The following is a 22,173-nucleotide window of genomic DNA, read 5'->3' on the forward strand; positions in this document are numbered from 1 at the left end:
TTCCCCGAATGTCCGTGACAGAATGCAGGGGTCGCGGTAAGCGATAATCCGCCGATAACCGAACCGGAGAGGGGCGAAGGCGGATGCGGTTTCCGAAATTCCTGTTCGGCCTTTTCGTGCTGATCGGCCTCGCCGTGACGATCGGCGCGATCGCAGGTTTCGCGCCGGGAAAGCTGGCGATTTTCGCGACCGTCGTCGCCGTCGTCGCGCAGCTCGCCTATGTCGGCGCCATCGCGCTCATGGCCTATTTCGGCAACCGGGACCGGCGAGAGGTCAGCCCTCGCCCCCGTGATACCGGCAGGGCGCGCGTCTCGCCCCCGAAAGACACCTGACCGCCGAAAATCCGCCGTCCGACAGGATCTTGTCCGATCGAACGGCGCTTGCGATCCCCTTGCGGATCGGCGCACCATCCCGCGGGCCCGAGCCGCGGGAGATGCTGAATGGATCATCCGGATCGCCGCGCCGTCGCGGTCGTCATCGCGGCGCATGACGCCCAGCGGACACTCGCCCGAGCCATTCGGTCGGCGCTCCACCAGCCCGAGACGTCCGAAGTCCTCGTCGTGGACGACGCGTCGAACGACGACACGCTCAGGGTGGCCGAGGCCGAAGCCGAGCGCGACAGACGGGTCCGCGTCATCGCGTTCGCGCAGAATGCCGGGCCGGCCGCGGCGCGCAATGCGGCCTTCGACGCAGCCGAGGCCGACATCGCCGCGATCCTCGACTCCGACGACGCGTTCCTGCCCGGACGGCTCGGCCGACTGCTCGCGGGTCCGCCGGCGGAGATCACCGCCGACAACGTCGCCTTCGTCGCCGAGGATGCGCTCGAGACGGCGAGCGCCGCCTTGTCCTCCCCCGGCGGGGAGCCGCGCTTCGAGCGCCTGACCACGGCGGAGTTCGTGCGGGGCAACCTTGCGCAAAGGGGCACGGCACGGGGCGAGCTGGGCTTTCTGAAGCCGATCCTCTTGCTGCCGTTCCTACGGGCGCACGGCCTGCGCTACGACGAAACCCTGCGCCTGGCGGAAGACTACGATCTGTATGTCCGGATGATGCTGGCCGGTGCCCGGTTCAGCCTCACGCGGTGCCCCGGCTATCTTGCCATGATCCGGCCCGGATCGCTCAGCGCGCGGCACGACACCGACGATCTCGCCCGCCTCCTCCGGGTGGTCGAGCGCCACATGGCCACCGACGACCTGCCCGGCGAGGTCTCCGCCGCGATGCGGGCGCTTCGGGACGAGATACGGGCGAAGTACGAGCATCGCGCCTTTCTCGACCTGCGGCGGACGGATGGCGCGGGCGCGGCGCTGCGCTATGCCATCGGGGCGCGCCGCCGCAGCGCACGGATCGCGCGCGGCATCCTGCGCGACAAGCTGAGCCTCAGCAGCGATGCAGGTGCGGTCATGGACGACGCGGAGATCCGACTTCTGCTGGACGCGACCACGGACGATACGCCTCAGGGCAGGTAGCCCGCGGCGTGTCGGCCCTCGACGCCTTCGGCCACGATCCGGACCGGGCCGCGACTGGCCAGCTCGGCCAACTGTCGGGCGAGCAGGACGTGGCTGTCGCCGGTCCGCGCGGTCGGCGCACGCATCGGCGAGACGGGGATGCGGATCGCATCGGGGGGCGCGTCGATCTCGGTCACGCAATCGGCCGGGGCCAGAACGACGGTTGTCTCGGTCGCCGCCCCAGTCGGCCCGGGGCTCTGCGTCCGTCGGCGCTGCCTGCGGTCGGACAGGCTGTCCCGTAGGTCGGCCAACAGCGCGGGACGGCGCGCGATCCGCATTGTGGCCGCGAACGGGCGGCGTGCCTTCAGGTCCTCGACCAACCGGGCGTAGTCCAGCTTCCGTCTGAGCAGGGCGTCGCGCGCGGCCATCGCTTCGTCAAGCGGGCCGTCGTCGGGCCGCGTGCGTCGGGCGATGTTCCATGCCTCGCCATGCGCTGCGACCAGAGCGGCGGCAGCTGCGGACGACAACCGGTGCGACAGCGATCCGGCATGGCGCCGGTAGAGATAGGTCGGGTCCGGTACGACATGAAACGCCGCCCCGGCGAGCAGGAGGCGCAGGTAGAGGTCGAAATCTTCGCCCACCCGGAGCCGCTTGTCATACCGGAGCGATTTGAGGCGTGCGGCCCGGATGACGGGCTTCAGGTAGCCCATCGAGGCACGTCCCGCCTCGGCGGTATCGCTGGTCACGAGCGCCGTCGCCGAGATCGCGTGCGTGCCGTCGATCCCCAGATCACCGAGCAGGGTGACCCCGGCAGTCTGCGGATCACCGAAATGGACCATGTCGTCGGCGATCATGTCCGCGGCCAGTATCTCGGCAGCCTCGATCAGGCGTTCGATCCGTGCGGGGTGCATCGCGTCATCCGAATCGACGATGGCGATCCAGTCGCCGCGAGCGGCGTCGAGCGTCGCGTTCCGCGCGGCCGCGGCGCCGACATTCGTCGCCAGCGTGATCGGACGGACGCGCGCGTCCTGCTCCGCCATCCGCCGGATGATCGCGGGCGTCGCGTCAGTGGATGCGTCATCGACGAGGATCAGTTCGAGATCGCGATGGCTCTGCGCGAGGACCGAACGGACCGCCGCCTCGAGATGGGTGGCACCTTGATGGGTAGCCATCACGACCGAAACCGTGGGGCGCGCCATGTCGTCGATCAAGACGTCTCGCTGACCCTAATGGCGGCCGGCACGGTCAGCGCGAGGATCATGAGGTCCGCCTCCGGACGGAACCGCGAGACGTAGAGGCGGTCATAGGCGATCCGGCGGTTATAGGACGTCGTGCTGCGACCGCTGATCTGCCAGAGCCCGGTGATGCCGGGACGCGCCCGCAGATAGTAGCGGCTCGAGCGACCGTAGCGCCGGAGTTCGGCCTCCGGGACCGGACGCGGACCGACGAGGCTCATGTCGCCGAGGAGGACGTTGAGAAGCTGCGGCAACTCGTCGAGGCTGAGCTTGCGGAGCACCGCGCCGACCGGGGTCACCCGCGGGTCGTCGCGGAGCTTCTGCGTCTCCTCCCATTCGCGCCGGGCATCCGTATTCTGAAGGAGGTGCCGGGCGAGGACCTCGTCACCGTTCACGACCATGGTGCGAAGCTTGAAGCAGCGGAACGGACGGTTGCCGTAGCCGATGCGCCAATGGCCGTAAAAGGCGCCGCCCTGCGAGGTGGCCGAGATCAGAGCCACCAGCCCCAGCAAGAGCGGCGCGATGAAGACCAACAGCGCCGACACCGCGACGACGTCGAACCCGCGCTTGAACCAGCCGCCGACCGGGATGGGGTCGCTCGACGCCAGCTTCAGGAAACGATGACGCGGCCGATCGGTGACGGCGGCCGGATAGAGGTCGTGGTCGATGTAGGAATTTCTGTCTGACATCGTCCCTGTCCTTGCTTTGGTCCGGCGCAGATGGCCCAGCGCTCCGACCGGAGGCACGGTGCCCCGATGACGCCGATTTAGGCGGTCACCGTCGCCGCATCGCGGCAGAGGGCTCGGCCTACGGACCGGACCTCTCTCGCGCTTTCTATTGAAATGTTGGGCTAATCATCCCCGCCGTCAAATTCGCTATGCCGCTCTGCAGCACAATCTACGCTGCATATTTCGTTTGAACATTTTCTTAGCAGGCTCGACCGGTAAGTAGGCAAGACTGCGCTGACGGCTGGTGCGAAGGTCGTTCTTTTCCGCCGATCCGGACCCACGCCCGTGACATGGCTTTCGGAAGCGAGTGTCCATCGGACAATGCGATCGGGCGGGACCATTCCGGACCCGCGATGCCGGTCGCCGATCCGCTCGGACAGACGAAGGACGCCGCCGATGAACGCGAATGTCGCGGCCCCGCCGCTCTCCCGGCGACGCATGCGGATCCTTTTCGGGAGCGCGCATCCCCATCTTCCCCAAATGTATGGCGGCGCGCAGTCGAGCACGCATGAACTCGTCCGCCGCCTCCGGGGCCGCGGACACGAGGTGGCGGTGCTGTCCGGTCTGACCGGGGCGGGTCTGGTGGGTGTCCGGGGGCGGATCCTCCTGAAGCTCGGAAGACGCGGGTTCGTCCGCGACGATACGCTGGGCTATCCGGCCTATCGCGCGTGGCATGCCGAGGAGGCCGCCGCAGAGGTGGTTCGCGACTTCCGCGCCGACGTCGCCGTGTTCCAGTCGCTGCGTCCCGTCCCCCTCGCCCGGAGCATCGACCGGAGCAGGATCCGCACGTTCATCTACCTGCGCAACGTCGAGCCGGACGATCTCGGGGGGCCGCTCGGGGGTTTGACCGATGTCGGCTTCATCGCGAACTCGCATTTCACCGCCCGCCGGTTCGCCGAGACCGATGGCGTGGCGGCGCATGTCGTCTATCCGATGATCGACGCCGATCGCTACCGGGTCCGCTCGACCCGCGAGACCGTGACCTTCATCAATCCGCATCCGCACAAGGGCGTGTCGGTCGCGCTCGACGTCGCCGAGCGGTGCGCCGACATCCCGTTCGTCTTCGTCCGGGGCTGGGGCCTCGAGCCGGAGGACGAGGCGCGCCTGCAATCCCGCCTGGCCACGCTGCCGAACGTCACATTGCGGCCCTCCACCCGCGATATGCGGACGGTGTACGGCACCGCGCGGATCGTCCTCGCCCCGAGCCAGTGGGAGGAGGCGTTCGGCCGGATCGCGGCCGAAGCGCATGTCAGCGGAATCCCCGTCGTGGCCTCTGCGATCGGGGGCCTTCCCGAGGCGGTCGGGCCGGGCGGCATCCTCGTCGCGCCGGATGCGCCAACGTCGGATTGGGTCGCTGCCGTGCGATCCCTCTGGCACGATGACGCGACCTATGCCGCCGCCTCGGATGCAGCACTCCGGCACGCCGCACGGGACGACATGGACCCGGAAAGGCAGATCGACCGCCTTTTCGACATCCTCGTCGGGGATGTCGCGGCGCCGATGCCCGGCTAGCCGCCATTGTCAGGTCGGCGGACCCTCGATGGGGTCTTCGGCGGGCGTGTCACCCGACGACAGGCCGGGCGTCCCGATCCCCTCCGTCGCCCCAAAGGCCGGAAGGTCGCTCTCGACAGCGACCTCGCCCAGACGAATGTCCAGCACGTCGCCACCCAGGACGCGGTCGGTCGGGGTAACGCGCGTCGTCTCCGGCCCATCGTCACCCGCACGCGTCACGGTTATCTCGGCCGACGTCTCGCCGAGAGCGCTGGACAGGGCGCTCCCCACTTCGCGCGCTTCGGCATAGAGGGCGGACTGGGTCTCCATCCGTACCTCGAGATCGCCGACTGCGGCGATCTGGTCCTGCAATCCTTCGACCAGTGTCAGGCGCCGACCATCCATCAGGTCGAGCCGATCGCGCCGCGTCTCGTTGAGGCGCTGTTCGGCATTGAGCCGCGCAGTCTCGATCTCCAGCCGGCGGATCTGCTGATCGGCCAACTGACGCTCCAGCTCGCGTTCGCCCCGGGCCGTCGCGAGGCCGCGCTCGACCAGCTGCGTGGCGTCCGTCAGCTGGGCCTCGATCAGCGCGACCTGCTCACTCCGGAGCTCCAGCTGCCGCGTGAGCCGCGTCACCTGTTCCGAGATCAGCGCCTCCAGCTCGTCGAGCTGCGCGAGGCTCGAATCCACCGACGCGCGGCGGGCGCGCAGGATCTCCCGCTCCCGCTCGATCAGCGCCGCGCCCAGCGGAGCGGCCGCGACCTCGGGCGGCACCTCGATGGACCGGTCCTCCATCTCGGCGCGCAGCCGCGCGATCGTCACCAGACGCCGTTGCCGCTCGAGGTTCAGAAGGCGGTAGGTCCCGAGCGCGGTCAGCGCGCCCCGATCGCCCCGGAGCAGTTCGGGCCCCGGATCGTCGATCCCGCCCGCCTGCCCGATTGCCTGCGCCACGGTCATGGACGGGAAGAAGGGATGCGTGCCGGGCGAACGTACATCGCCCGTGACGTAGATCGGCTGGAACTCCGTGATCCGCACGCTGGCTTCGACCCGGCCGTTGAGGCCGGCGCTGTCCGCAAGCTTCACCGCGATGAGATCACCGAGATCCAGCGGCGACATCCCGGCTGCGGACACGACCCCGACCAGCGGCAGCGACAGGGTGCCGTTCGGCGCGATCCGGATTTCGCCTCCGATATCGCTCCACGCGGTATAGGTCTCCTCCAGCGGGTCCCATCGCCCGATGCGGATTTCGACCAGCTGACGCGGTGCCAGAAGTTCGGATTCCGCCGGATCAGCGGTCTGGCCCGTGCTCGCGGCGGACCAGAGCATCGTCGCGAGCATCGTCGCGACCATGGCGACTGATCTAGGCATGAAGCGCACGCTCCTCGTAGCTGCCGCGTGTCATGTATCGGCTTGCGACTTCCAAGTCGGCGCCTTCTAGCACCGTCGTCGCCAGAACCGATCGGAACGCCGCACGATCGACAAGCGCGTCGGTGACGAAGCGTGGCTGGACGCGACCCCACGGCACGCGGAGGATCGCAAGGTCCACCGGCCAGCCCGGCGCATCGGGTGCCACCGGTCCGGCCAGCGGTTGCGTCAGCACGAGGACGACGTCGAACCGCTCGCGCAGGTTTGCGGCCACGGCATCGAGACCGGCGCGATGCGGTGCCTCCGCCCCGTCATGCTCGACGAACAGCGCCTCGAGACCGATGGAATGAATACCGCCCTCCTCTGTCTCGAAGGGCTGCGACCCGCCGTCCCCAGGCTCGACGGCATCGATCAGCAGCACGTCGCGGGCGCCGCCTGCGGCAAGGCGGCGTCCGAGTTGACGCGGCATGTCGCGCCCGAGCTCCTCCGCCGCGGTTAGGGGTGTCAGGAGGACCATCAGACCGCTTCCGAAGCGGGAATGGCGTTCGCAGGCCTCCGCAAGGAGCTGGATGGTGCGCATCCGCGTGGCCCTGCCGTCCTCGGTGCCCGCATCGGCGGATCGCGGCAGCACGCCCGCGCAATGCAGCCCGGTCTCCGCGCGCATCGCGGATGCGGTGCGCAGCGGCTTGGGCATCAACTCGCGCACGGCCCCGAGGAAGGCGCCCAACAGGATGCCCAGCATCATCCCCGTGATGAGCACGGATTTCTTCTGCGGGCTGATGGCGCCGGTCGGGATCGACGCATCGGAGATGATCTTCACGATGGAGATCGGAAACTGCTGTTGCTGCAGCGTGACTTCGAGGCTGTTGAGATAGCCGCGATAAACCTCCGCGTAGGTTGCGGCGATGGCCTCGAGCTGTTGCAGGCGGCCGCGCAGCGCGACCCCGTCGCTGCCGATCCGAGTGGCCGCGGAGAGGTCGGCCTGGAGGGATTGTTCACGGCTCCGGGCCACCGCGTGGACCACGCGTGCCGCCTCCGTCGCCTGCTCGAGCTCAAGCCGCATCGCGTCGCGAAGGTTGTCGATGGTCGCGGCCAGGTCGAGCGCGCGGGGATTGTCGGCGCCGAACTCCTCCGCCAGCCGCGCGTAGCGCATCTGCGCCTCGACATAGTCGCGCCGGATCCCCTGCACGACCGACTGGTCCTCGCCGCGGGCAAGCGGCACGGTGACGATGTCCCCGCCCGCCTCGGCCCGCGCGAGCAGCGCCTCCATGCTGTCGAGCTGTGCGCGCGCCCCGGCGGTTTCGGCCGAGGCCGAGACGAGCTCGCTGGCCAGTTCCGATTGCTGCTGTTCGGTGAGCAGACCGCCGCGCACCTCCAGAAGACCGTTCTCGACGCGAAACTCCTGCACGGCGGCGGCGGCGGCGATACTCTGCGCCTCGACCACCTCCAGCCGGTCGCGCAGCCATTGCTCGGCGGTGACCGCCACGTCGTTGTTGGTCCGCAGGTTGAACCGCTCGTAGGCCGAGCCGTAGGTCCGCGCGATCCGGGTCGTCAGCACGGGATCGTAGCCGCGATACGAGACCTCGATGACGAGGCTCCGCCCCGAGCGAGAGACCGAGAGCCGGTCGCGCAAGGTCGCCGCCGCGCGGTCACGGTCTGTCCGCTTCAGGTCCGACACCGCACCGGGTGATACCGCGCGGTCCCCGGATGACGGCGCCGATGGCGGCCGCGGCGACAGCGCGCGCGCCAGCGGATCGGTCAGCGACATCACCGCGTCGATCACCCGCTGGGTCGCCCCGACCGGGGGCGAGAGGAAGCCCTGGTTCTCGTCGAGGTCGAGCGCGTCCACGACCTGCAGGGCGAGCGCCTCGGAGCGGATGATCTGGATCTCGCTCTGCACGACGGCATCGGATCGCACAACGCTCGGCAGGGGCGAGACCTGGTTGATGAGCTCGGCCCGTTCCTCGTCCAGGAGGACGGTGACCCCGGCGACGTAGCGCGGCACCGACCCGAGGATGATGAGGATCGAGAGCACGATCCCGGCGGCGGCGCAGACGGCGACGAGACGCATCTGTCGGCGCGCCGCCCGGTAGAGGCCGCCGAAATCGGATTGCGGGCCCGTATCGGCCGGATCCAGGCCCTTCGTCGTGACCGGCTGCCACGAAATCCGACGGTCGCGCACGGGTTCGGTCATGTGCCCAGTCCCGTCCGCATGGGCTGGCTGGCGAAGCCGTGCATGTCACTCAGGATCGGCGCCGGTCGCGCGCCCTGCGCGCGGTGATCGAGCAGCTTCAGGAGGACGAACGGCACGAGGAAGGAGCCCGCGGTGTAGGGCGTGATGAAGTCGACCTCGGCCATGGCGCGGGGCAGGAACAGCAGCGCCAGCCCGGCGCAAAACGTGACCGCGCCCGTTCCATCCTCCGCGAGGATCGCCACCACCGGCACCGCAAAGAGCGCCAGGCAGATCGCCGAGACGAGCGTCAGCCCGAGCAGGCCGAGGCCGACATAGGCTTCGATCAGCACGTTGTGGAAGTGAAAGCCCGTCCGCGCCGTGATATAGAATTCCTCCCACAGCCGCTCGGCCTCGGGTCGGTCATGCACCCAGAACGCGTCGTACCCGACGCCCAGGAGCGGTCGGTTCGCGCCGAATTCGAGCGCCTGGTTCCAGAGGAAGGTCCGCCCCGTCAGCGTGGCGTCCTTCCCGACGGCCAGGAGGACGACGTCGAAGAGCCCGAGGATATACGCGGCCAGCGCACCGACGAGGCCGCCCGCAATCAGCGTCACGACGGCCCGGCGTCGAAGCGCGGGCGCAAGGCCGAGCAGCATCCGCGCGACCACAACCGTCAGGAGGGCCACGCCGGTCGTCAGGATCGACGTCGCGGAATCGGACATCCACAGGAGCACGACCGCGAGACCGGCGGTCGCGACGACGGCGGGCCAGAGCTTACGGTCGACGCGGAACGCCCAGAGCAACGCGACGCAGAACAGGATCGTCAGCGTCGCGAAGTAGCCGAGCTGGTTCTTGGAGGAAAACGCGCCGTTGAAGGCGTAGGACCCGTCCAGAAAGTCGTAGGAGTAGCCGCCGATCGCCACCGAGTAGAGGAGCACCAGGAGGCCGCCGATCGCTCCGCCGAGTGCGAGATTCGGAACGCTCGTCGCGCGCGCGGCGACCAATCCGAAGAAGACCGTCGTGCCGTACTGGATGGCGCTGCGGAGTGTCCGCGCGGGCGCGTCGCTCCAGACCGTCGAAAGCAGGCAGATCGCCGGCAACGCCAGCAGCGCGATCACGGGGAGCGGCCGCTCGAACAATAGTCGGGGTGCCGCGCAGAGCACCGCCGTCCAGACCCCGTAGAACGCCAGGATCGACACCGGTCCGACCCGCACCGAATAGGCGAACACGAAGAGCGACAGGGCAATCGCCGGCACAACGACGATCGCGTTGCGCGCGGGGTCGGCGATCCTGTCTCTGTCGAACGTCACTGCCGTCACCCGTGATCTGTCGCCGTAACCCGTGGACGCGCCGCGAAGGGCCGAACGCGAGGCGCCTGGGATGGTAGGTTAGCCATTCTATCCCGCGGCTTGCGATGCGGCGTCAAACCTGTCGGCGGCTTGGCGCCGGTCGGAGCGGGACCCGCGCCGCCCCGCGGCGTCGTTCTGCGACGGCCGCAATCAAATCCGGCAAAGTTGAAACCAACGCGGGGGCAACGATGCGGGCTAGTTTTCGGCAACCCCGTCCACGCACAGGATCGATTCGGGAAAGCGGCAGCCGTCGCCCAATGGCGTGTAGGCGATCCAATCCACCTTCAGCACCTTCGGGGCGGAGGCCGGATCGAACCGTCCCATCCAGTCGGTCAGCCGGTCGGTGGACCAGATGCTGGCGTAGATCTTCTGCGGCTCGTCCGGCAATGTCGCGTCGGTCGCCTCGCGGATCAGCACGCCGTCGATGAACCACCTGATGCGACCCGGTTCCCAGATGAAGGCGTAGGTCCGGACGGTCGCGTCGTCCTGCATGGGGTGCAGCGCCTCGTTCGCGCTGCTCCGGGCGGTGTGGAAATTGGTCTGGAGGACGGGCGCATCGCGCGCGAGGAACTCGAAGTCGATCTCGTTATGTGGCCGGTCCTGCGGCGCGCCGATGAAGGTGAAGAAGTTGGCGTTCATGCCTCCGGCATAGGGTACCCGCATGCGCGCCTCGAACGCGCCGTAGCCGTAGCGCGCGTTTGATTGCAGCTCGGCGCAACTGAGGTCGAACGCGTCCCGCGCCTCCGCGCTCATCCTCAGCCGAAGCTGTCCATCCGCGACCGCGACCTGGTTGGCGCTCCAGATGCAGTTCTGGTGCGGCCCGTTCGACCATCCGTCGGACACGAACCATCGCGCGCGGTCGAGATCGTCGAACGGCTCGAAAAAGGCCCCCTGCGCCCCGGCGGTAGCGGGTAGTAGGAGGCAGAGGGCGAGGCTCGCTGAGCGTGGGGTCGGCATGAGTTGCCTCCTGACGCGGGGGCGGTCGGCGGTCCGGTCAGCGTCGATGCTAGGCGCCCATCCGGGCCGCGCAAGTCACTCGGTGAAGCCCGGCCAGATCGCGCCGAGGTCGCGGCCGAGAAGCGCCGACAGCCCCGCGTTCCGGGCAGAGAGATGCCGGTTCAGATAGCGGCGCGTCTCCGGGCGCATGTCCTCGGGCGGCGTGGTTTCGGTCAGGACGCGGTCCGAGACGATGCGGTACCACACCCGGTAGGCGCGGTGACCCAGCCGCGCCGACAGGGACGACCGGCGTCCCAGATGCGCCGCATAACGGTAGCGCACGAGGCGGCGACCGATCCGGTTCAGCCCCAGCAGCGTTCCAGCCCGCTTGGGATAGAAGGTCCGGTTCTGCCAGCCCGCCCCATCTTCCAGCAGCATCGGCGCGAGGCCGAGAAAGGCCGTGACCCTGTCGATCGTCGCCTGGCGGGCCGCGTTGAACTCCTCGAACAGGACCGGGCACAGGCGGTCCGGGCCGAGGAGTTCCCGATAGCGTCTCAGCGGCGCGGCATAGGTCGAGCCGACGAGGATCGACGGCTCGGCGCTTACCGCCGCCTCGAACGACAACGAGGTCCGACCCGACCGCACGAGGTGCCAATATTGCGACCACGCCCGACGGACCGGATCGCGCAGCATGACGATGACCTTCGCGTCGGGAAGGGTGCGGGCAATGCGGTCGGGCGCGACGGCGGACATCAGGTAGGTGGTCGTGTCCTCGCCGACCAAGGCGCCGGCGGGCGCGTCGGCAAAGCGCGACCGATACCACGCCACGGCCTCGGGATCGTCGGGGTCTCGCCAGACGAGGTCGCCGTGTTCGATCGCGAGAAAGTCCGAATGGGCGACCGCATCGTCGGCATCGAAGTGATAGAGCTCGCCCGGTGCCACCCACGCGTCCGGATGTCGGTGCAGGATATGGTGCAGCGAGGTTGTGCCGCATTTCGGGGCCCCGCCGATGATGAAGTCCGGTCGCACGTCCAACCTCGCCGTCAGGTCCGCAGGCCCAATCTGTCGACCCGCGCCTGCGCGCGTCAACGGCGGCGTCGGGATCGGCGGCGGTCGGCCGACGGCACGACGCACCGGTCAACCCCAATCACCGATATCCGCGGAACGCTATGGACAATGGAGCAGCCCGCCCCGCGATCAATCCGGGCCGATCTGAGACCGGTCATCCTGCCGGGGCCGCGTGAGGACATGGAGGGCGGCATATCCGACTCCCCAGATCGCGATGAAGCCTTCGGTCCATTCGGTCGTCCAGCGGATCGCATCGAACGCCACGCTGTCGGGATCGAAGGCCCCCTGGAACACCTTCATCAACGTCGTCACGAGGACACAGAGCAGAAGCGGAACGAGTGACGGATCGGCCCGTATGGCGGTCCAGATGCGATCCGGCAGGATGGGCATGCGCGGCAACGTCAGAACGCCCGCCGCCACGACGAAGACGATATAGAACCATTCCGCCCGGCCCTGCAGTCCTTCGACATTGTGCAGCGTGAACTCCCCTTGCCGGTTCACCTCGAGCATCCAGTCCGGGATCTCGTAGCCGAGAAGCGGCTGGCCCCACTGCGTCTCCTCGAGCGCCGCGAGGGCCGCGACGAAGGCGAAGAGCGCCCAGTAGACGGCCACGAGGCCCAACCCCGACGCGCGAACGTGTCGATACGCGAGCCAGAGACCCAGCGCGAATGCGAAGACGAACCCGAAGGCCGTCACCATCTCGATGACCGTGTATTCCCGCGCCTGCCTGAACCCTCGGGACACGATGGGATACGTCGTCTCGTTGAAGACCAGAAGGCACCAAGCCAGCAGCACCGGAACCGGTCCCCAGAACAGGATCCGTCTGAGCGCAGTTTCGGTGGTCGCGACACCCCGGTGCCGGTCGGAAAACTGATGCGGGTCCTGCACGGCGAGCACTCGTTATGGCGGCGGCGATTTGCACTCGACCCGACGGAGCCGATGGTCGGCCCAAGCGAACGGTCTCCGATCCGGTGGTGCTAAGCCTCGGAGCTAGCACTATATTCCGGCACTGTCACGGCCCGGCGGTGCACAGGGTCACGGGTCGGCATCCTCGACCGCACGCGCGAGTGCGTCCGGACGGGCGCGTGGCTCTCACCCGTCTCGTTCCGCGCGGCGTCGGCGCAACCTTTTCGAGCGGCGGCTCTGGCTGACATCAATCAGCCGTTCCGGTCCTCCAGATCGCCGCCCAAAGGTCGCCTGGCAGCACGGGACGTCCACCGCGCACCGCACTGCCTCGCCCCCGGCTACGGTCACCGCCACGGGCCATACCCGTGACGCTGACCCCGGAGCGGTGAATCGCGCCTGCACCCAGTCGCTGCGCGCGGCCGACGGGACGCCCGGTCGCGGCCCATCAGGGTGAGGCGAGCCCGATGAGCGGACCGGCGAAGCTCGGGCTCAGGCGCGGGTCGGGGCCGAGGTCGGGCCGAGCAGGGCGGCTCCGACGGCGAGAAACCAGCCGATCGCACCGAGACCGAAGACAGTACCCGCCGCATCCCACAGCGGCGGCAGGATCGTCGCGAGTCCTGCCACGCTGGTCGCGACGCCGATCTGTGGCGCGACGGGTCCGAGCACGGGCCCACCCCGTGCGGTGAGGCTGATGGTCAGGATCCAGACTCCGCCTGCGATCTCGTTGCCACCGCCGAGCCCGAGTTCCACCGCGTGGAGCATCCGCCACCGTTCGGCCGCGGCGCCGGGATCGACCGTCCCAGCACGCACCCCCTCCACGGCGATGTTGGCGATCATGCCCGCGGCGAGAACGAGGGTCGCCCAGATCGTGCCGAACATGCGGGACAGCGCCGCAGGACCCGGCGCGGCGGGCGCAAGCCGCGCGTGCAGTGCTACGACCAGCACGGCGAGGGCGAGCCCGTTGAGGATGTAGATCACCATGTTCCATGCGATGAAAAGGCCGGGGCGCTCGAACGCGAAGGCCGTGACGGCGACGGCATCGACCGCGTTCGTCCCGTAGCCCAGCGGTGCCAGAACGGTGACCAGCAGCGCGAAACCCACGACGTAGGTCGCAGCACAGACAATGGCGGCGAGCCCGCCTGCGCTGTCGGCGGTCATGTCGACGTCCCTCCGGCGGCGAGGGATGCGAAATGATCCGTCAGGCGGCGCTTTCCATGGCGAGGGGCGACCATGTCGAGGCCCAGCGCCGTCAGGAAGAAGCGCGCGGGTCCGCCGATCCGCCGGGGCAGCAGCGGAAGGACCACGAGCGCCGCGCGACGCAAGGCATCGGGCAGATGCGTGATGCGCGCCGGGCGACCGAGCGCGGCGAATGCGGCGCGCGCGATCTCGTCCTGGGTCATCACATCGGGGCCGCCGATCTCGACCCAGCCGCGCCCGGCCGCGGTGGCGTCCACCACCGCTTCGGCTAAGTCGGCACCGTCGATCGGATTTAGCCGCGCGGACCCGTCGCCGAACAACCAGACACGGCCCGCGCGGGCCATCGTGAAGATGTCGCCCATATCCGAAAAGTATCCCGTGGGGGCGATCACGGTCGCGGGCATGTCCGACGCGTGCATCGCCGTCACGAACGCCGTCTTGGCGGCAACGAGCGGCACCTCCGCCATGCGATCCGCGCGAAGGACGTGGACATAGGCGAAGCGCCCGACGCCGGCACGCTCGGCTTCGCGCAAAAGGTTCAGGTTCGCGCCGTAATCGACCTCGCGGTAGCCGAGCCCGTCCGCCTGGCGCGTGATACCGAGAGCCGAGACCACGAGGTCGATGCCGTCCATCACCCCGGCCAGCGTTTCGCGCCGGGTGGCCTCGGCCACCACGAGGACATCCGCGAGCCCCTCGGCACGCGAAGCATCGCGGACGAGCGCAGTGACGTGATGCTCGTGGCGGGCATATGCGGTGCAGAGGGCGCGCCCGAGATAGCCGGTCGCCCCGGCCACGAGAACATGCATTTGAGTTTACCTTTCAGCCGAGGCCGACGCCCAGCGCGGCGGCGGTCATGAGAGCGGTGACGGGCGCCCAGAGTCGGCGTTCGGGGCGGGATGGGCTTGCGGCATTGGCCGCGCAGGTGAGAAGGGTGAGGGCCGCGGCAGGCCAGAAGACCGGCGCGAGGGATGCCGGTGCGAGGCCCGCGCGCGCCAGCACCGCGACCGCCATCCCTGCCAGAAGCGCCGCCTGCACCAGCGCGAGGCCGCGCCAGATCGGCGGCAGACGTCCCGAAAACCGTCCGCCCACGGTGTAGCGCCCGAAAGGCGCGCCCGCCGCGAGCGCGAGATGCATCGCCAGCGGCATCGCGGCGAGGGCGGCATAGGCGAGGGCGAGCGTCTCGGTCATGGTGCGGCTTCCATCCTGGGGATCCGGGTCGAAGCGGATCTAGACCGGGACGGTGTGCGGCGGCATGACCGGGGAGATCAGTCGATTGACCGCGGGCTCCAATTCATCCCGCGTCGGCCCGCCACGCGGTCGGGCTGACCCCCGTCCACCGCTTGAAGGCGCGCACGAAGGCGGAGGCCTCCGAGAAGCCCAGAAGATACGCCGTCTCGCCGACCGACACTCGTCGCGCGCCGAGATACTCCATCGCCATGCGGCGGCGCAGATCGTCATGGACCCGCGCGAAGGTGGTGCCCTCGTCCTTCAGCCGCCGATAGAGCGTCTGGCGGCCGAGACCCAGATCGCGGGCGACGGTATCCATCGAGAAACTGCCCTTGTGAAGGTCGGCCAGCATCCGCGCCTCGACGGCGGCGCGGACCGTCTCGCGCGCGGCAAGCTTGGCCATCAGCGTATCCGCATGCCCGGTGAACAAACCGAAGACGTAGGCCGCGGCGTCCGGGCGCGGCAGGTCGAGGCAGCCGGGATCGAGGCGCACGGCGATCCGGCCCGCATCGAAGCGCACCGGCACCCGCAGGAGGTCGCCATAGCCCGCGGCGTGGGTCGGCGGCGGAAAGGCCAGATCGACCGCAAGTACGACGGGCCGGTCCGACGTGGTGGCGCGCAACTCTCCGATCAGTTGCCCGAGCGCACCTTCGGCGGCGAGGTGAAACCCGTCCGGGACGGGCAACCGGTCTTCGATCCAGGTCTCGCGGCCCTCGATCAGCGCATAGCGGGGGGCGCTCGCGGGGCCGGCGCCATCGACGATGAGGCGCGCGTAGCGGTTGAGCTGGCGCAACCCCTCCCGCAGCGTCGGGGCGCGGGCGAGGATGCCGCCGACGACGGACATGGTCTCGGCCCGCGTGCCGAGGCCGGAACGCATCACGATGAGCGGATCGCCCGTGAGGTCGACCGCAGCCCGGAGAAGACAGTGCCAGTCGCGCCGCGGCAGCCGTGCCTCGGGATCGGCGAGTTCCGCCCCGGTCAGGCCGGACGCGCGCAGCAGGGCGGCACGGGACGCACCCCGCGCGGCGGCGAAATCGAGGAAGGCCTGCGCGAAACCGGCGGCCATGGTGGGCTCGGACATCTGGCGGATCCCCGGGGGCTCGACGATGCGGTTCGCCCGGTCATCCCGCACCTGCCCGGACAGGATCAATATGGGCCGCGTCGCGCCGGAGGGGCAAGCCGCCATGGCGGTGCCACGCGAACCAGCGGCCCTGCCCTTCACCCGCACTGACCCCATGGGCAAGGTTCGTGAGGATCGGCGTCCGACACATCCGATAGGGGTTCAAGCGGTGGATAGGACGCCGACGGCGCCGGACACCGGCGCTATGCCGGGTCCGCCATGCGAGCGTGCGGCGTGACACGCCCCCGGGAAAGCAGCCAGAGGGCGAACCCGATCTCCGCCAGCGTGACGATCGCGAGGAGGGCGCCCCCGACGGCGCCCAGCACAGCAGAACTCGGAGCCGCGACGGCCCGGATGCTGTCTACGAGATAGCCGGTCCCGCCAACTGCCAGCATCACCGACAGAAGCGGCGGCACGGCGCGCGACCTCCACGCCAGCACGCCGAGAAGCCAGAGGTGCAGCGCGAAGAAAACCTGCCAGACCCAGACCCCGGCTTCGTCCATTCGCCCGAGCACCCAGACGAGATCGGCGCGGGCGGCCATATCCATCGCCAGATGCGGGTCCATCGCGATTGCGAGGATCGCGGCCTGCGGCAGCAGCATCGCCGCCATCACTGCGGCCATCATCAGGCGCGCGACCAGCGCCGCTGTTGCAAGCACGGCGCCATATGGCCGGAACATCGCGAAAAGCATTACCGCCAGCACGACCTCCGACAGCATCATCACGACGTCGCCGCCGACCCCGGCGATGAAGAGGCCGGGCCCCGCCGCGATGGCGTCGAGCGCGGCCGCCGGATCGCCCGATACCTCGAGACGAGCGGGCACGTAGAGGATCGAGAAGAACCCGGCCCCCGCGATCAAAAGGTAGAGCGTACCAGCCATCCGGGCGAAGGATCGGGTTGTGGGGTCGTCGAACGCGCGCATGGCAGCCTCCGTTGGGTTCGTGTGCCGATGGGTGCGAGATACGCGGCGGCGAACATCTGCGATATTCCCCGGTTCTGCCGATCTGCTATGTGTTCCTGCATGGAATGGCGTGCCGTCACCTTCGACTGGAACCGGGTCCGGGCGTTCCTCGTGACTGCCGAGGAGGGATCGCTCTCGGCGGCGGCGCGAGCGCTCGGCCTGACGCAGCCGACGCTCGGGCGGCAGGTCGAGGCGCTCGAGGTCGAGCTGGGCGTGGCCCTGTTCGAACGGCATGGGCGCGGTCTGCGCCCGACGGCCGCAGGGCTCGACCTCCTGGAGCATGCGCGGCGGATGGGCGACGGCGCGGCGGAGTTGGCGCTCGCGGTCGCGGGGCTGGGCGACGACATCGCGGGCGAGGTCTCCGTGTCCGCCTCCGACATCTATGCCGCCCGGCTCCTGCCCCCGATCCTCGGCGCGCTCCATGCCGCCCATCCCGAACTGCGCATCGAAATCGTCGTCGACAACCAGCTCTCGGACCTGCGCCGCCGCGAGGCCGATATCGCCATCCGCAACGTCCGCCCCGCCGAGCCCGACCTGATCGGCCGCAAGCTGCGCGATGCGAACGGGCGGCTCTACGCGGCGACGACGCTGCTGGAACGGTTGGGGCGGCCCGCGGACCCACAGGGCTTCGCGGGCGCCCCGGTCCTGGAGATCGACCGGACAAACGCGCTTCGGGGCATGATGGCGGGGATGGGCTTTCCGGTCGAGGCAATGGCCTTTCCCTACCGGACGTCGAACTTCGTCACCGCATGGGAGATGGTCCGCGCGGGCCACGCGATCTGCGTCCTCGACGACCGGATCGGCGACGCGGAGCCGGGGGTGGAGCGCATCCTGCCCGATCTCGATCCGGTCGTCTTCCCAGTCTGGCTCGTCGCCCATCGCGACGTTCGCCGCGCGCGCCGCCTGCGGGTGGTCTGGGAGGCGCTCGCCGAGGGGCTGCGCTAGCGGACCGCGCGTGGGGCGGCGCTGCGGGACGCGTAGTCGCGCAGCAGAGCCACGCGCCGGGGACGGAAGCTGCGACCGCTGAGCGATGCGGTCTCGATCCCCGAGGCCCGGAAATGCCTCCAGTCCTGCCGCAGACAGCACCAGACCAGCACCATCAACCCGCCCTCGGCATAGCTCATCCCCAAGGGCCAGACCTCGCGCTGCGTGACCCCACCGGCCCGGTCGCGATACCGTATGTCGAGCGCGAGCTCGTCCCAGCAGGCGCGCCGCAAGAGCGCCATGTCGATGCCGAGCGCCACCGGCGTGGTCGGCGGGCGGAAGGTACGCAGCACGGTGTGCATCGCACGGCGCGACTGCGTGTCGGGCAAGGTGGCGATGATCCGCGCGAGGGCCGAGCGGCCCGCCGCCTCGAGCGCCGGATCGCCGGTCTGGCGCAATTCCCCCACCCCGAGGACCAGCGCCTCGATCTCGAGCGGGGAGAAGCTCTGCGGTGGAAGGGCCGGGTCTTCCGTCAACCGGTAACCGACCCCGGCCGCGCCATCGATCAACGCACCGCCCGCGCGCAGCGTGGCGATGTCGCGATAGAGCTGGCGCCGGGATACGCCCGTCTCGCCGGCCAGCCGTTCGGCCGTGACGGGAGCGGGCAGCCGGCGCAGCGCATCCATCAGGCGCATGAGGCGGTCGGTGCGGGCCATGCTGACGGAAACTGACAGGAGGGTCGGGATAAGCCAAGCCTGACCACAACCGGAGGACCACCCATGCCGACCCTGTTTCACGCCCCGAATTCCCGCGCGACCGCCATCGTCTCCCTCGTCGAGGCGATGGGACTGATGGACCGCATCGACCTCGTGGAGGTAACGGTCGCCCGTCAGGATGGCGGCGGCCGTCCCGATCCGCGCAACCCCCATCCCGAGGGGAAGGTGCCCTACCTGACCGATGGCCGCGACCATGTGCGTGAGCGCGGGGCGATCGTCCTCTACCTGACGGATCGCTTTCCCGAAGCCGGGCTCGGCCGCCCCGCCGGGCATCCCCAGAGAGGCGCGTTCCTGAGCTGGCTGTTTTACTATCAGGGCGTCATGGAGCCCGTGCTGGTGCTCGACGCGGCGGGGATCGAACATCCCGCCCTGCACGCCACGTTTCGCGGCATGAACGACATGCTGGCGCGTCTGTCGGAGGCCCTGGACGGCCAGCCTTTCCTGCTGGGCGAGGAGTTCTCGGCCGTGGATCTTCTGGTGTCGAGCCCGTTCCTGTGGATGCCGGACACGCTCCGCGATCACGCCACGATCCGCGACTGGGTCGACCGCTGCGCCGCGAGGATGGGGCCGAATTCCGATCAGTGATCGCCGGGCGCCGGCGATCAGCCAAACGCATCCGCCTCGGCTCGGGCCGGGGGGAGGCACGTCCGGTGCGAACCTGTGTCTCGACGCCCCGATTGTCCGGCCCCGCGACAGGCGTGGACACCAATCGCTACGTCGCGCCGCGACCGGCGCGTGGAGACTTGCGGCGGGCGCGTCGGGGCTTGCGGCTGCCGTGCTTCTCGAAGACGGCGCTGGCCTCGGCGCGCGCCGCGTCGGTGCGGCGGAGGTCATAGATGCGGGTCTTCGCCAGGCGCGCGGTCTCCTGGTGGTCGACGATGCGGGCGGGGTAGTCCGGAGGTGGATCTGGCAGGGTCCAGGGCTCCTGTAGGGCCGTACCGCTCAGGCCCGCCAGTTCGGGAACCCATCTGCGGGTGAAGACGCCCTCGGGATCCTGGTCGTGTCCCTGCTTGACCGGCGAATAGATCCGCACGGCGTTGATCCCGGTCTCGCCCGCCTGCATCTGGCTCTGGGGCCAATGGATGCCCGGTTCGTAATCGGTGAAGAGCCGGGCGAGGACCGCGCCCGACATCTGCCAGGGCAGCCAGAGGTTGTAGGACGCGAAGGACATCAGCATCGCGCGCATGCGGAAATTGATCCAGCCGGTCGCGCGCAGGTAGCGCATGCAGGCATCGACGAAGGGATAGCCCGTCGCGCCTTCGGCGAAGGCGGTCAGCCGGGCGTCGTCGTTGGGCACGGGCCGCAGGCCCTCGTAGGCGCGCGCCATGGGCAGCCATTCGATCTCGGGCTCGGCCTCGAGCTTCTGCATGAAGTGGCAATGCCAGTGCAGCCGACCAACGAAGGATTTCAGCGCCCCCGGCCAGCGGCCCCGCTCGGGTCGGGCGACGGCGTCCAGCGCGGCGATGCGCGCCTGCGTCGCCTGGTAGATTTCGCGCATCGAGAGCGTGCCGGCCATCAGGTGCGGCGAAAGGCGCGAACAGGCCGTCTCGCCGGTGACGGGGCTCGACATAGCCTTCTGGTAGGGCTCGCCCCGCTCGGTCAGGAAGCTGTCGAGGAGGCGCAGCCCGGCCTGCCGCCCCGGCGTCTGAAGGCTCACGATCCCGTCGGGCGCGAGGCCGAGATCGTCGGCGTCGGGGATCCCGGACGGGGCCGCGTCGACCCAGTCCACGTGTTCGGGCTCGGTCCGGATCGGCTCGGACATCAAGGCGTCCCAACGGCTGGCCCAGCGGTCGCGCGAGAGATCGGCGCCACGCCAGACGCCGAACTGGCGATGCTCCGTCCACGGGGTTCCGGTCGCCCGGCACCACGCCCCGACGGCGCGATCGCGAGCGTAGGTCCAGGCGTTGCCGGTCTCCATATGGGAATGGAGGTCGAAGGGGCCATGGCGATCCCGGATCGCCGCCAGCGTGTCGGTCACCGTGCCGGTCTGGACCGAGAGGTCCCCGCCCCGCGCGCGGATGTCGTTCCGCAATTCGGCCAGTGATCCGCGCAGGAAGGCCCACTGGCGATAGGACGTATCCGGCAGCGCCCAGTAGTCCGGCTCGGCCACGTAGAGCGGCAGGACGGGGCCGCCCGCCGCCGCGAACAGCGCGCCGTGGTCGTGGAGCCGCAGATCGCGCTTGAACCAGACCACCGAGAGGCGGGGGGCGCCGGGCGCAGGGGTCGGATCGTCGGCACTCATGGGCCCGGCCTTTCGGATATGGGCGCGAGGGGGCGCCGTGTGCCCTGCGGCAAGATGGTCCGGTGGCAGGGCGCGTCAAACCCGGCCGGGGGACACCTCCTAGCTTGGCGCCAGCAGCGCCTCGGTCGCCTCGCGGACCCGGCGGAGGGGGTGGCGCACGATCGGGGTCCAGTGCGGATCGACCGCGAGGCCGGGGCCGTAGCCCCAGCGCGCGGCGCGCGCCGCCTGTTCCGCCCCGAGATCCGGCGCCCCCGCGTAGTCGGCGTTCCGGTCGGCGATGGCTTCGAGTTTGGGCGCCGTCTCCGCGTCGAGATCAAGGAACGCCGCAAGCGCGCGGCGATACCGGTCGGGCCGCGCGGTCAGGTCTTCGTAGCGCAGCACGATCACCGAATGGAGGCGCGGCAGATCGCCCGCCACCCGGCAATGCGCGTCGAGCCAATGGTCCATCAATGCGTCCGGCGCATCGTCGACCCAATTCGCGACCGCCGCGGCCACGGCCTCGGGATGGCGCAGCACGACGACATATTGCGAAAGCGGGAAAAGCTGCTGGAGAAGGCGCATCCGGGTGAGGTTGACCGGCGACTTCTCGATCCGCCAGGAGCCGGCGCCGAACCACGGGTCCCAATCGGCCTCGAGCCGGGTGCGCGTCTCCAGCCGGTTGAGCGGGTGCGCTTCGGTCAGGTGCTGTTCGGGATCGGTCGCGAAGGTCATGGGGCGCCCGGCCAGCGCGTCATGCGGGATCGCCCCCTGGAGATACGCGCCCTCGTTCTCGGGGACCGGCGCTCCTTCGATCCGCGCCACCCCCGGAAGCGATCCCGCGAGCCGTGCGGTCAGGCTGGTGCCCGACCGGTGCAGCCCGCCCGCGAATAGGTAACGGGGCCGATGCGTCAAAGATCTTTCGCCTAACATATATCAACATCCCAACGACTTACCGTGAAACCCCTTGTTTCACTGCGCTCGCCGGCGAGTCCTCACCGGCGACGGCATCACGCGACCTAGAGCGCCCGGAACGCGCGCCTAGATTGGCTGTTGGAC

The 22,173-nt window shown here is 69.5% G+C and carries 21 protein-coding genes; 5 read left to right on the forward strand and 16 right to left on the reverse strand.

Annotation, left to right across the window (positions count from 1 at the left end; all coding sequences use genetic code 11):
• The first annotated feature begins 83 nt into the window (after positions 1–83).
• Together ACK8OR_RS07580 and ACK8OR_RS07585 are read left to right on the forward strand one after the other, a co-directional pair.
• Positions 84–332: a hypothetical protein gene (locus tag ACK8OR_RS07580; protein ID WP_410188804.1), complete on the forward strand. Its 249-nt coding sequence runs from the start codon at positions 84–86 to the stop codon at positions 330–332.
• A gap of 108 nt (positions 333–440) precedes the next feature.
• Complete coding sequence (locus ACK8OR_RS07585; RefSeq protein ID WP_410188805.1) at positions 441–1,463, forward strand: glycosyltransferase family 2 protein; 1,023 nt, start codon at positions 441–443, stop codon at positions 1,461–1,463.
• Here the strand turns inward: ACK8OR_RS07585 and ACK8OR_RS07590 are convergent.
• Positions 1,451–2,653 carry a glycosyltransferase family 2 protein gene (locus tag ACK8OR_RS07590; protein WP_410188806.1) on the reverse strand — a complete coding sequence of 401 codons (1,203 nt, stop codon included), beginning with the start codon at positions 2,651–2,653 and terminating at the stop codon, positions 1,451–1,453. The genes ACK8OR_RS07585 and ACK8OR_RS07590 overlap by 13 nt on opposite strands.
• Positions 2,650–3,366, reverse strand: coding sequence for a sugar transferase (locus ACK8OR_RS07595; protein WP_410188807.1), 717 nt, complete (start codon positions 3,364–3,366; stop codon positions 2,650–2,652). The genes ACK8OR_RS07590 and ACK8OR_RS07595 overlap by 4 nt, the downstream gene beginning before the upstream one ends.
• A gap of 435 nt (positions 3,367–3,801) precedes the next feature.
• On the opposite strand from ACK8OR_RS07595, the gene ACK8OR_RS07600 reads away from it, so the two are divergent.
• Positions 3,802–4,917 (forward strand): glycosyltransferase, encoded by a 1,116-nt coding sequence (locus tag ACK8OR_RS07600; protein WP_410188808.1) that lies wholly within the window; start codon positions 3,802–3,804, stop codon positions 4,915–4,917.
• A gap of 9 nt (positions 4,918–4,926) precedes the next feature.
• On the opposite strand, the gene ACK8OR_RS07605 is transcribed toward ACK8OR_RS07600, so the two are convergent.
• From ACK8OR_RS07605 to ACK8OR_RS07655, 11 genes are all read right to left on the reverse strand, one after another.
• Positions 4,927–6,264, reverse strand: a complete 1,338-nt coding sequence (locus ACK8OR_RS07605) for a polysaccharide biosynthesis/export family protein (RefSeq protein ID WP_410188809.1) — start codon at positions 6,262–6,264, stop codon at positions 4,927–4,929.
• On the reverse strand, positions 6,257–8,455 hold the full coding sequence (locus ACK8OR_RS07610; RefSeq protein WP_410188810.1) for a GumC family protein: 2,199 nt from the start codon (positions 8,453–8,455) through the stop codon (positions 6,257–6,259). The genes ACK8OR_RS07605 and ACK8OR_RS07610 overlap by 8 nt, the downstream gene beginning before the upstream one ends.
• Positions 8,452–9,741, reverse strand: coding sequence for an O-antigen ligase family protein (locus tag ACK8OR_RS07615; protein WP_410188811.1), 1,290 nt, complete (start codon positions 9,739–9,741; stop codon positions 8,452–8,454). The genes ACK8OR_RS07610 and ACK8OR_RS07615 overlap by 4 nt, the downstream gene beginning before the upstream one ends.
• Before the next feature lie 234 nt (positions 9,742–9,975).
• The gene (locus tag ACK8OR_RS07620; RefSeq protein ID WP_410188812.1) at positions 9,976–10,737 is read right to left on the reverse strand and encodes a family 16 glycosylhydrolase; all 762 of its coding nucleotides are present in this window, start codon (positions 10,735–10,737) and stop codon (positions 9,976–9,978) included.
• Between the two features lie 75 nt (positions 10,738–10,812).
• Positions 10,813–11,745: a sulfotransferase family protein gene (locus tag ACK8OR_RS07625; RefSeq protein ID WP_410188813.1), complete on the reverse strand. Its 933-nt coding sequence runs from the start codon at positions 11,743–11,745 to the stop codon at positions 10,813–10,815.
• 168 nt (positions 11,746–11,913) lie between these two features.
• Positions 11,914–12,672, reverse strand: coding sequence for a hypothetical protein (locus ACK8OR_RS07630; protein ID WP_410188814.1), 759 nt, complete (start codon positions 12,670–12,672; stop codon positions 11,914–11,916).
• 507 nt (positions 12,673–13,179) lie between these two features.
• Entirely contained in the window at positions 13,180–13,848 is a 669-nt protein-coding gene (locus tag ACK8OR_RS07635) for a hypothetical protein (protein WP_410188815.1), read from the reverse strand.
• Positions 13,845–14,693, reverse strand: coding sequence for an SDR family oxidoreductase (locus tag ACK8OR_RS07640; RefSeq protein ID WP_410188816.1), 849 nt, complete (start codon positions 14,691–14,693; stop codon positions 13,845–13,847). The genes ACK8OR_RS07635 and ACK8OR_RS07640 overlap by 4 nt, the downstream gene beginning before the upstream one ends.
• A 13-nt stretch (positions 14,694–14,706) precedes the next feature.
• The gene (locus ACK8OR_RS07645) at positions 14,707–15,075 is read right to left on the reverse strand and encodes a hypothetical protein (protein ID WP_410188817.1); all 369 of its coding nucleotides are present in this window, start codon (positions 15,073–15,075) and stop codon (positions 14,707–14,709) included.
• Positions 15,076–15,178: 103 nt separating this feature from the next.
• A complete protein-coding gene (locus tag ACK8OR_RS07650) occupies positions 15,179–16,195 on the reverse strand; it encodes an AraC family transcriptional regulator (RefSeq protein WP_410188818.1) in 1,017 nt (338 codons plus the stop codon).
• A 242-nt stretch (positions 16,196–16,437) separates the two neighbouring features.
• Positions 16,438–17,157 carry a DUF4386 domain-containing protein gene (locus tag ACK8OR_RS07655; protein WP_410188819.1) on the reverse strand — a complete coding sequence of 240 codons (720 nt, stop codon included), beginning with the start codon at positions 17,155–17,157 and terminating at the stop codon, positions 16,438–16,440.
• Positions 17,158–17,256: 99 nt separating this feature from the next.
• Here ACK8OR_RS07655 and ACK8OR_RS07660 point away from each other — a divergent pair, with 99 nt between their 5' ends.
• Positions 17,257–18,141 (forward strand): LysR family transcriptional regulator, encoded by an 885-nt coding sequence (locus tag ACK8OR_RS07660; protein WP_410188820.1) that lies wholly within the window; start codon positions 17,257–17,259, stop codon positions 18,139–18,141.
• Here ACK8OR_RS07660 and ACK8OR_RS07665 read toward each other — a convergent pair.
• Positions 18,138–18,836 carry a helix-turn-helix transcriptional regulator gene (locus ACK8OR_RS07665; RefSeq protein ID WP_410188821.1) on the reverse strand — a complete coding sequence of 233 codons (699 nt, stop codon included), beginning with the start codon at positions 18,834–18,836 and terminating at the stop codon, positions 18,138–18,140. The genes ACK8OR_RS07660 and ACK8OR_RS07665 overlap by 4 nt on opposite strands.
• A 63-nt stretch (positions 18,837–18,899) precedes the next feature.
• Between ACK8OR_RS07665 and ACK8OR_RS07670 the strand changes: the two genes are divergently transcribed.
• A complete protein-coding gene (locus ACK8OR_RS07670) occupies positions 18,900–19,481 on the forward strand; it encodes a glutathione S-transferase family protein (RefSeq protein WP_410188822.1) in 582 nt (193 codons plus the stop codon).
• A gap of 127 nt (positions 19,482–19,608) precedes the next feature.
• Here the strand turns inward: ACK8OR_RS07670 and ACK8OR_RS07675 are convergent, their stop codons facing one another.
• Both ACK8OR_RS07675 and ACK8OR_RS07680 read right to left on the reverse strand, forming a co-directional pair.
• A complete protein-coding gene (locus tag ACK8OR_RS07675) occupies positions 19,609–21,138 on the reverse strand; it encodes an FAD-binding domain-containing protein (RefSeq protein ID WP_410188823.1) in 1,530 nt (509 codons plus the stop codon).
• A 99-nt stretch (positions 21,139–21,237) separates the two neighbouring features.
• Complete coding sequence (locus ACK8OR_RS07680) at positions 21,238–22,029, reverse strand: sulfotransferase (RefSeq protein WP_410188824.1); 792 nt, start codon at positions 22,027–22,029, stop codon at positions 21,238–21,240.
• Positions 22,030–22,173: the final 144 nt, after the last annotated feature.

The sequence above is a fragment of the Jannaschia halovivens genome, from assembly GCF_046452375.1.
Lineage (GTDB): Bacteria > Pseudomonadota > Alphaproteobacteria > Rhodobacterales > Rhodobacteraceae > Jannaschia > Jannaschia halovivens.